This window comes from Pseudoalteromonas sp. CR1 (genome assembly GCF_019392235.1).
Taxonomy (GTDB): domain Bacteria; phylum Pseudomonadota; class Gammaproteobacteria; order Enterobacterales; family Alteromonadaceae; genus Pseudoalteromonas.
On sequence record NZ_JAHXRM010000017.1, the window covers coordinates 89,511 to 100,319 of the forward strand.

The following is a 10,809-nucleotide window of genomic DNA, read 5'->3' on the forward strand; positions in this document are numbered from 1 at the left end:
CCTATTTGATTGCTTGAATGCATGAATCAGTAATAGCTTGCCAATTTTCTTGTGCAACCCATTCCTTTTTAGCAACCCAAGTTCCACCCACTGCAAATACGTTATTTAAAGAAAGATAATCCATTTTATTACTTTCACTTACCCCACCCGTTGGGCAAAAGCTAACTGCTCTAAACACACTTGATACAGCTGATACAAATGGCGCTCCTCCAGCAAGTGAAGCTGGGAATAACTTTTGCTCCTCAAAACCATATTCTAACGCCATTAAAATATCACCGGTATTTGATACGCCAGGTAAAACAGGCACCCCACACTTTGCTAACGCGCTAAGTAATTTAGGGGATACTGCTGGGGTAACAATAAAATCAGAACCAGCATCAATTGCTTGCTGTAAAATAGTTTCGTTAATAACGGTACCTGCGCCAACTTTAAGCTCTGGGACTTGCTCTTTAATCGCTTTTAAAGCATCAATTGAGGCGTCTGTTCTTAGCACAACTTCAACCAAAGTAAGGCCTGCTTTAGCCATTGCTTTTGCAATTTGTACACCCTGCTCTGGTGTATCAGCTTGAATTATAGGTAGCAGTGTTTGCCCTGACATAAGTTCAGAAAAGCGAGTCATAACGTTGTTCCTTTATTTTAAGTAATTTGGCCGAGGTATGGAGGCCTTAAATTTTATTAAATGCCAGCTTCAACCATTGCCTGTTGAAAAACATCTTTTGGTGCAATGGCACCCGGTTGTTGAATAACAGCTCCGGCTGCTTTGGCGCCCAATTGCACTGCATCTGCAATTGGCTTACCTGAAAGTCGAGCGCCTAAATAGACTCCGTTAAAGGCATCGCCCGCGGATGTTGTATCTATAACTGTAGTAACAGGTATTATTGTGTGACTTTGAAGTGTATTGTCTAATTGTGTAATAACAGACTCAGGACCATTTTTAACAACGATCTCATTAATTTGATATGGTTTTAAGTATTCGATGACCGCCTCAACACTATGCACATTATAGAGTGTTGTTAAATCTTCAACCCCTGGAAGGGTTACATCGGCAATACTAAACGCTAAATGGTACTGCGCTTTAGTGTCTTCAACACTCTCCCACAAACGGGGTCGGTAATTAGGATCGAATACAATTTTTACACCAGCGTCTTTAAGTTGCTTTAAAACATCCCAAAACTGGTCGCGTGATGTTTTATCTATAATCGCTAAAGATATTCCTGAAAAAAAGAACATGTCACCTTGGCATAGTTGGCTAACACAATCGGGGGTTAAAAATTCAACGGTTTTTTTTGCTGCTGAATCATTGCGCCAGTAAATAAAGCTTCGTTCACCATGTTCATCTGTCTCAATGTAATACATACCCGGCACTTTGCTTTCGTGACTAAATACGAGCTGTGTATCAAGTTGCTCACTTTTAAAGCGATCGCGCATTTTTATACTTAGGTTGTCTTGCCCTAAAGCCGTAATTACAGATGTTCCTACTTCAGGAAAACAGCGTTTCAAATATACAGCTGAATTATATACATCGCCTGCAAAAGATTGATGTAACGTAGCAGCGCTCATAGCTCTGAGCTCTACCATGCATTCACCCATAAAATAAATAGTATTCATTTTTGAAAGTATCCTTTGTAACTAACTGCTATGCGCAGACACTGGCGTGTTGGCATAGCAGTTGAAGCAGATTAATCAGGCTTTTTAAGGGGTTCGATTTTAGGAATTAAAATCCATACAGCCGCCATAGCAATAATGGCAAGTGATGCACCAATTATGAATGCCGGAGCATAATTACCATCAGCAGTTAATATTGGTACCAGTGAAGTAAGGCCTACCGCACCCAGTTTTGCAGCCATGCCTGAAAAACCAGACAAGGTACCGACCGCCTTTTTACCTAGTAAGTCACTTGGTAAAGTTTGGACATTACCAATAGCGGTTTGAAAACCGAACAGAATAACAGCCATTATAAGAACAGCCGTAGTTGGGCCACCTGGGTTTGCCATAGCTAATAATGCAGGGAGCATAATTAAACAGCCAATCGTAATTGTCAGCTTACGGGTTTTATCTGTATTCCAACCCGATTTAAGTCTGTTTTGAGCCAATAGACCTCCAAACCATGCGCCAAACATTGCACCTACGTAAGGAACCCAACCATATATACCAATAGATTTAACGTCCATTGCATATACTTCGTTTAAGTAAATTGGTATCCAAAAAACAAATAACCACCAAATAGGATCTATCGCTGCTGATGCAATAATGACACCCCAGCTTTGTTTACGAGAAAGCAACTCGCCAGTAGAAGGGTTGTACTCTTCTTCGTCTTCGCCCGTTACGTCGCCGTTGTCATCAACACGTCTTTGACCGGTTAGGATATATTCGCGCTCTTCCTCGCTTATCCAAGGGTGAGAGCCCGGTGGCGCTTTCACTAAAATCAACCACGGTACTAACCATAAAAAACCTAAAGCACCAACAAAAACAAACACCATTTGCCAGCTAAAATATACCGTTAAGTAAGCAATTAATGGTATTGCTATAATGCCACCAATTGCAGCACCTGAGTTAAAAATACCCTGTGCAAGCGCACGTTCTTTAGTTGGGAACCATTCAGCGTTACCCTTGGCTGCACCTGGCCAGTTACCGGCTTCAGCTACACCTAAAATGGCACGAAAAATACTTAAGCTTAAAACGCCTTGCGCAAATGCATGAGCAATTGTTGCCAACGACCACACACCAATTGATAACACAAAACCAAAACGGGTACCCACCCAGTCAAATATTTTACCAAAAATGGCTTGGCCAAATGCGTAGGCAAATACAAACACAATAGAAATGTTTGCGTAGATTTGTTTACGTTCTAATGCAGATTCATCAGGAAATAGTTCTTCTACAATATCTGGCCAAAGTACACTTAGTGCTTGGCGGTCAATGTAATTTATGATGGTTGCTAACGCGATTAACGCAATAACCCACCAGCGTAAGCCTTTAAGTTGCATAATTATTCCTCAAGAAAGTCTTCACGGGCTGGACTAAAGGTATCGATTAAAATACCACCTGTTGGGCACGTAGCGCCATGATCGGCAAATGGAGGAATAAAACAGCTATCACCCGGTTTCAAAATTTCAGTTACACCGTCAATATTAAAGTGAAACTCGCCTTCAACTACGTAGGTTACTTGTGAGTGTCTATGCGCATGGTTATAACCAATTGCGCCTTTTTCAAACCAAATTTTAACGGCCATTAGTTCTTCGTTAAATCCTAACATTTGACGCTTTAAACCATTGCCTAGATCTTCAATTTCAGTTTTGTCACCAAATGAAAAATGTGCACTTTGCTTTTGCATCCTAATTACTCCTAATTATTCTTCAACGCATAAACGCCAAGTCGGTCGCTTAAGGTGAATGACTTATTTTTAAATGTGAAATCGTTTTTAGCTGCGCTTTGTGACTTATTAATTGCAACTAAATATGGCGTATTCTTTACGTTTAGTTCAACAAGTATTAAGTCACCCTGTGTGCTGTACGTTAACTCTGAAACACGGCTAACTGCTTCTAATGTGTATTCTTTGCTTGGGTTATATTCACCATGAGGCTCTAGAACAGACACAAACGTGTGTTGTTTTTGCCCTTCTACGCGACGAATAAAACCATTTTCGTTGCGTAGGTTAAAGTTAGGGTCATTTGCGCCTATTTGAGTAAATAAAAATAACTCGTCGCCGTTAACTAGGCTTGTTTGTGTATAGAAGCGGCCATTATCATTTAACCATGTTACCTTTGCTAACCCCTTTTCAGGCGTTGCTTGTCCTTTTAACCATAGGTGTTGATAACCATTGCTTTCACCTAGAGCCTTTAGCTGCTTTGTATTAGCACGTAAGCTAAAGTTGGTATCAATCAATTGGCCTTTATAGTGTAAAGGCAAATCAAATTGATGCGCTTTATTTGCATCTATATCGAACATGTCAAGTGCTACAGTGCTTTCTAGCTCTGGTAAGTTAACAAGTGCTAAAATACGTTTTAATGCAATCCCTTTGTAGGCTGTGGTTATTTCCCCACTTGCGACAGTGCCAAACTCATTGGTTTCAAAAAAGTTAAGCTTAGGATAGTTATTATTTCCTACTTCTACATTGGCATTAAAGTGAGATGTTTCATCTACAACAACAGTGTTATGCGCAACAGTATGTTTTGCATAGGTTTCGTTCTCTGGAAGATAACGGCCACCGTACTTAGCCTCTACATTTAAAAAGCGTGCCGCGCCGTAGTCAGATATGATTTCGTTACCATGGTCGTAAAACTGCCATGTAAGCTTATCAAAGTGACCATGACCTAAACCTTGTGCAGCAGGTTTAAACAAAAGGGCTTGATCGCCGCCTACCTTAGTTCGCATAACCACTAAAGCGCCTTGCTTTCCATCGTTACCGTCGCCAAAGGCAACTGATTTGAATATGTATGGCGTTTCATTCTTATCATCTAGCGCTTGAGCCACCTTTAAACCGTCGCCTGTAAGGACTACCTGATCTTGATACTTAGCAATGTCTAGGTAACCCGCATCGTTAGTTAAACCGTAAGCAGCCGTTACACCTTGTACTAATTCAATCGTGTCAATACCTTTACTTTTTATGGCATCGTTAATCGGGAAGAACAAACCGTTATAACTAAGCTGAATAGTGGTATCAATTGCTTTTGGTAAAATGCCATCGCGGTAATCAAAAATTTTTCTTTGTGGCTCATTGTTTTCAATTGCTTTTGCAAAGGTAACAAACGGCAGTAATGCAAAACGTTGATAATAAGGTCCTTCGTTGTAATAGCCTTGTGGAGAAAACAGCATTTCTAATTGCTTAATGAAACCACCTTTGCCCGATTTGTTTAAATCATAGAGTGATTTTTCTACCCACTCAGGTTCATCTAACACATAACCTGCCATACCCACACCTGCAGTAGCCCAGGTACCATGGTTATGCACTTTATTAAATGTTGAAGGCTGACCTACTGACGTAAACAATGAAACAGGACGTAATAAATCGCCTTCTATCACTTTTTTATTTTCATCACTTAGCGAATCATGAATTAAGTCGTATGCCTGAATTGTATAAACAAGCCACATTGCTTCATTCAAGCTTTGCCAAAAAAACTTACCTGGGTTTTGAGAATTCATTTTACGTTTTGGGTGTAACCCTAGCGTAGGGTAAAGCTCAGCATATTGAAGCAACATATCGCGCACATAATATGCGTATTTATCATCTTGGCTTAATTGATAAATAATCCCAGCGTTATACATTAACTGGTAGTTCTTTTTATGACGTTCGTGCGTATAGCCGCCCCCACCATCTTTAGGCACGGGCACCGTAATAGGTTGCGTTATTTGCTCGTCTACTTGTGTTTTTAAATTTTTATATGCCGCTGTAAACTGCCCTTCGCCTTTTATTGCTTGGCGCATAAGCTTTACGTCGTCAACAGTAATAACCAGATTTGGATGCGATGCTGCACTCACAACTGACGACAATAATAATGAAAATAAAGCTAAAATAACGGCTTGTATGTGTGTATTTCGTTTAAATAAATTCATTAGTTCAAAGCGCCTTATTTATCACGTTGTTATCTTCAAGTATTGCGGTGTGAGGGCCTGCGACTCTAAGCTCTTTAACACTTGGGGCGGATGTTGCATCAAATGTGTTGCGCGATACCTCAGTGATTGGCTCGCCAACAGTGTGCTCAATTACAACGGGTGCTGAATTAACAAATGCGTTATTTTCAATTTCAGTTACCTGCACTCCATGAACATAAATACTGGCCTTTTCTTTATTGCGTTTTCCAAGGCCAACATTATTTAGCGTGTTGTTTTTCATTTCAAAGTGAGGGCCAAATGTACTCTCATCTGAGCCGCCTCGGTATAGCTTTAGCAAGCCGCCTTTTACATCATTAAAGTTGTTACCAATAACAGTAACGTATTCAGCGTTGTAAATACCTAGGTCTTCTATTTCTGTGTTAAGGCGTAATATGTCACCGGTTACGTTGTTAAAAGTATTATTTGTTAGTGTAATTTCATCAGCCATTGCACCTTTACCCGTTACAAAAAAGTGAAACGAGTGATTAATATCTAACTTAATTAATTGTGAGTTATGAATTTCAAAACGGTAGTTATCGACCATACCCCATTTTTGAGTACGAACTACACTGTTGCCTATAGCATCGGGTGCGCTTTCACCAGAGATAACTAAACCATCTAGCTTTAAGCTACCGCCATCGTGAATTTCAAATAAAGTAGAACGCTGATAAGTAAGCTTTGCTTTACCTGGGTTTTTAGCTTTAATAGTAAGTGCTTTACTAATCTTAATAAGTTTTGATACATCGTATTGGCCATCTGCAAGCGCTAGCACATCTCCAGATTGGGCGTTATTAATTGCATTAAGTAAGTCGCTTACATTTGCTTTAACTTGATGCGTTTTACCTGAGTCAAACTCAACAACCTGCGCTATTTTTGGATACCAACTAACGCCGGTATCGTCCTTTTTTAGCACATTTAAACCACGTTTAGCACCTGCTTTCACATTACTTGATTTAGGGTAAAGTAAGCCGTTACTTGCTTTGCTAAGTGTTACATTTTGCTTTTTAACACCATAAGCAAGCTCTTTTAATACAGTGGTATTTGCAACGTTGTTGGTCAAAGCAATACCACTTACATCATCGAATGTAGTAAATGGCTGCTCGCCATTTTGATTAATAATCAGGTTATTTTTCATTACGCTGTTAATAGGTGCAGCACTTCGCTCTGCATCGCTACCTGCAGCAAGTTGTACATGGCTTACATTTACAAAGGTGTTGTTTTCTAAGGTTGCGTTTTCAACTTGGTGGTAACGGTTAATTGGCGAGTTTGGTACACCGTTCATAACGGTAAACCCACTACCAAATCGGTAACCTGTGAGCCCTTCAAGGTAGTTATTTCTTACAATTTGGTCTTTATTGATAATACGAATACCGCCAGTGTGGTCTACGCCATTACCAAAGAAAATGTTCTCTTCAATTACATTGCCATTACCATGGCGAAGGGTTAACGTACCGCGAGATTCAAAAAATACGTTATTACGAATTTGGTTTTTACCTGATTTTACCGAGATGATTTCTACTTCACCGTTAGTGCGTTCAAAATAATTTTTTTCAACTACTGTAAATGAATCACTTAGTGAGTAATGGCTAGTGCCAATACGTAGGGTTTCACCACCATTAGAGCCAAAAGTAGGACGGTAACCAAAGAAATTATGATCTATTTGGTGATAATTTTGCTGGCTTTGCTCGCTATTTAATCTTACAGCAACCGTAACACCTTTATTTCGCTTGCCGATTAAATGGCTGTGATCAAAGCGGTTGTGCTTACCATATAAAGCCACCCAGTAATCTGACTCTCGCTTATCTGGATTATTATAATTATCGATTACAACATTGGTAACACGTGAATGGTAAGCTAACTCTTTTTTATTGCGACGGAACTCTATTACCGCTGAACTTGGCGTATAACCCTCTTTGAAAACTAAGCCCGAAACCTCAAGGTACTGGCCCGCAAGACGAAGATTAGATTGGCCTGATAAAATAACCTTGCCGTGTGTTTCGGCTGTTAACGTAATAGGTGCATTTTTTGTGCCTTGACCTTGTAATAAAATTTCGAAATCAAGCCAAGTTCCATTTTTAAGAACAACCTTATCGCCTGCAACTAAGTTTGCCGCAATATCGTTAAAATCCTGTTTGTTGTCTACAAAATAATCTTTGGCCGCTATTTGTGTAGATAGGCAACCGATGAGAACTAGACTAAGCTTTATTGTACTAATCAAACGCATAGTTAACTCTTTTTCGTTGTGACTAAGTAAATGCGCTGTCAGGGGTTACTGTGCTGACAATACATAAAGACTTAAGTCGATTGGTGTCATGTGTGTTTAAGCGCTTTAAATTAAAAAACTTAAAGCGCTTTATAGCTCAAAATTACTTTTCTAGTTTTTTGAAGTAATCGAAAATTTCTGGCACGTTACCTTGGCCCATACCTGCGTCAAATGCTGCTTGTAAGTTAGCAGACGACCCTTCAGCAATTTTTGATTGAGTACCTAAGTCTTCAACCATTTGTAAAAAATAACCAAGGTCTTTATTTGCATTAGCAATAGAAAAGCCAAGGTCGCTTACGTTGTCTACTGCATAGTTTTTACAAAAATGCATGAATGGAGAATTTGACGGGCCGGTAGACATAATGTCGAACAACTGTTGACGGTCAACACCTGCAAGTTCTGCAACTGCAAATGCCTGTGACATTGCACATACTGTGGTCATCCCCATAAAGTTATTGATCAGCTTTGTCGTGTGGCCAGCACCTAAATCACCTAAGTGAAAAACGTTCTCGCCTTGATCTTCTAACACTGACTTCACTTTGTTAAAAGTTGCCATGTCGCCAGAAGCCATAATATTTAATAAACCATCTTTTGCATGTGCAGGTGTACGACCAAGCGGTGCGTCAATCATACCAGCACCTTTTGCAGCTAAATCAGCGCCAATTTTTTTAGTTGAAGATGGAATTGATGTACCAAAGTCAACAAGTACTGCGCCTTCTTTAATGCCCGCTAAAATACCGTCGTCAGCGTAAACTATTTTTTCAACAACAGCTGACGTTGTTAGACAAAGCATTACAATATCTGCACCTGAAGCTAGTTCCTTTGCTGTGCTTGCTGTTTTTGCGCCTCGAGCGACACATGCAGCAACTGCATCCTTACTCAAATCCATAACAATCAGCTCATAGCCTTTGTTTTGTAAATTTTCGGCCATATTGCCGCCCATAAGGCCTAGACCGATGAAACCGATTACAGGTTTTGACATGAATAACTCCTAGATATGATGGCGCAAACTTTTATGAGAGTGAGTGAGTAATTATTTACCCCATAAAATAGGTACGCTCTGTCTTTATTTAATTCAGTAGAGCCACTTTATTAGATAAATAGAATAAGGTTTGTACTTGTTAAAGTAAGTAAAATGGCTTATCTAACTCTCATTAAACGCAGCATTTTTTATCTCTTATTTACTTATATAATCATGTGTAACTCTGATTATTTACTAAGCCATTTAGCAACAACGCTCAGGAGGTTACCAATTGGTATGTAAAAACATTATTACCAAACGCCTTTATTGTCAACCAATAAGTTATTTTTGTAAGCTGAAAAGTTACAACCAAAAGTTAATAGAAATAATATAATTCAATAAATACAATATGATGAAAACTATTAAATTAAATTTTCATGCCAAAACGATGTTAAATAATATTTAAACGAATAGGCCTTGGGAGGTTGACCAATAAGCACAAATAATTCGCTAACCAGCCATATGAAAAGCCAAAATTGGTAATTAAGTTAAACTGTTAACCCATATATCAACAACAGATGATTCAATTCGACAGACTTTAATATTAAAGAAAGCTTTTTTGCTTGTAATACACATTTCCTGCCCTCATATAATTTAAAACTTATAAAATAATCAGCTGTCTCTAAATATTTTTTTAGAAATAGATATAGCTGATGAATTACATCAAAATAAAGCCTGAGGTTCCTTAAATGCGCTTATTACACACTATGCTTCGCGTTGCTGATTTAGAAAAATCTATCGCGTTTTACACCCACATTCTCGGCATGAAAGAGCTTAGACGCTCTGAAAATGAAGAGTACCGCTACACTTTGGCTTTTGTTGGTTATGGCGATGAAAAAGATACAACGGTACTTGAGCTCACATATAACTGGGATCAAGATAACTATAGCCAAGGTGATGCCTACGGACACATCGCAATTGAATTTGATGATATATACAAAGCATGCGATGACATAAAAGCTGCTGGTGGTAATGTAAGCCGAGAGCCCGGTCCAGTTAAAGGTGGAACAACTCAAATTGCATTTGTTAAAGACCCTGATGGGTATTCAATAGAGCTTATTCAGAAAAAGTCATAAATAATCACGGGTGGTATTTTACCCATAAAAAAAGGTGCCTTGAGCACCTTTATCGTAATTGACTATCTTTACTACCACGGCGATTAAACGCGTTAGAATTACTTGGTAGCCCTTCTAATTCCGCTTGGCATGAAATGCAGTAGCGCACGCCTGGCAACGCTAACCTTCTTGCTTGTGGTATCGTCTCGTCACACTCATCACAAAGCTCAGCGCTCGCTCCTGAAATTAGGTTACTTCTTGCGTATTGCACTGCATCATTAACACTAGCATCTATTTGATCTTGAATTGCGCCATCACGCGCCCATCCACTTGCCATAAATCCTCCTCATTCTTTGGAAGTTTTATACATGCTAACAAGTAGAATATTTATTAGCCCTGAATAAAAAATACAGATACTTTAATTAATACCAATTCGCTTAATTTATTGAGTTATTTTGAGGGTAGAAAAATGTTTTAGTAGCAAGGCAAAAAATCGTTCTTTATTTTTTCTAAATAAGAGTTTTTAACGTGGGTTGTGACACGTTTAGCTCAGCAAAATGATTAAGTATTATTGCGGGTTGATATAAATGTTTTTAGAGCTGTGATCTGATAGAGCTAAATATTTAACTTTGAAAGGTAATTTATATATGACTATGGGAAATGCTTTGTGAGGTATGTTTAAATCTTAATAACACTGACCTACTTTAGAAAAGTAAATGCGTCCCCAAGAGATCAGCACTCTTGATACGGCGTGCATAGAGAGTGCGGTGTCACACTGCTTTAATACTGTACTTAAAATAGTAGATGGCGTCCCCAAGGGGATTCGAACCCCTGTTACCGCCGTGAAAGGGCGGTGTCCTAGGCCTCTAGACGATGGG

9 protein-coding genes are annotated in these 10,809 nt (G+C 39.1%); 1 reads left to right on the forward strand and 8 read right to left on the reverse strand.

Annotated features, from left to right (window positions below):
- Window position 1 precedes the first annotated feature (1 nt).
- The 7 genes from eda to KZZ04_RS14900 all read right to left on the reverse strand — a co-directional run bounded on the left by eda (window position 2) and on the right by KZZ04_RS14900 (window position 8,837).
- Window positions 2-619: a bifunctional 4-hydroxy-2-oxoglutarate aldolase/2-dehydro-3-deoxy-phosphogluconate aldolase gene (eda, locus tag KZZ04_RS14870; RefSeq protein WP_219423056.1), complete on the reverse strand. Its 618-nt coding sequence runs from the start codon at window positions 617-619 to the stop codon at window positions 2-4.
- A gap of 56 nt (window positions 620-675) precedes the next feature.
- Entirely contained in the window at window positions 676-1,608 is a 933-nt protein-coding gene (locus KZZ04_RS14875; protein ID WP_219423057.1) for a sugar kinase, read from the reverse strand.
- Between the two features lie 71 nt (window positions 1,609-1,679).
- Window positions 1,680-2,987 (reverse strand): MFS transporter, encoded by a 1,308-nt coding sequence (locus KZZ04_RS14880; protein ID WP_219423058.1) that lies wholly within the window; start codon window positions 2,985-2,987, stop codon window positions 1,680-1,682.
- Window positions 2,988-2,989: 2 nt separating this feature from the next.
- A complete protein-coding gene (locus tag KZZ04_RS14885; protein ID WP_058404113.1) occupies window positions 2,990-3,334 on the reverse strand; it encodes a cupin domain-containing protein in 345 nt (114 codons plus the stop codon).
- Between the two features lie 11 nt (window positions 3,335-3,345).
- Complete coding sequence (locus KZZ04_RS14890; protein ID WP_219423059.1) at window positions 3,346-5,553, reverse strand: heparinase II/III family protein; 2,208 nt, start codon at window positions 5,551-5,553, stop codon at window positions 3,346-3,348.
- A gap of 4 nt (window positions 5,554-5,557) precedes the next feature.
- Window positions 5,558-7,816, reverse strand: a complete 2,259-nt coding sequence (locus tag KZZ04_RS14895; RefSeq protein ID WP_219423060.1) for a polysaccharide lyase 6 family protein — start codon at window positions 7,814-7,816, stop codon at window positions 5,558-5,560.
- 142 nt (window positions 7,817-7,958) lie between these two features.
- Window positions 7,959-8,837, reverse strand: coding sequence for an NAD(P)-dependent oxidoreductase (locus KZZ04_RS14900; protein WP_008131457.1), 879 nt, complete (start codon window positions 8,835-8,837; stop codon window positions 7,959-7,961).
- Window positions 8,838-9,565: 728 nt separating this feature from the next.
- Here KZZ04_RS14900 and gloA point away from each other — a divergent pair.
- Window positions 9,566-9,952 carry a lactoylglutathione lyase gene (gene gloA, locus KZZ04_RS14905; protein WP_058404110.1) on the forward strand — a complete coding sequence of 129 codons (387 nt, stop codon included), beginning with the start codon at window positions 9,566-9,568 and terminating at the stop codon, window positions 9,950-9,952.
- 49 nt (window positions 9,953-10,001) lie between these two features.
- Here the strand turns inward: gloA and KZZ04_RS14910 are convergent, their stop codons facing one another.
- Window positions 10,002-10,268: a DksA/TraR family C4-type zinc finger protein gene (locus tag KZZ04_RS14910; protein WP_058404109.1), complete on the reverse strand. Its 267-nt coding sequence runs from the start codon at window positions 10,266-10,268 to the stop codon at window positions 10,002-10,004.
- Between the last annotated feature and the right edge of the window lie 541 nt (window positions 10,269-10,809).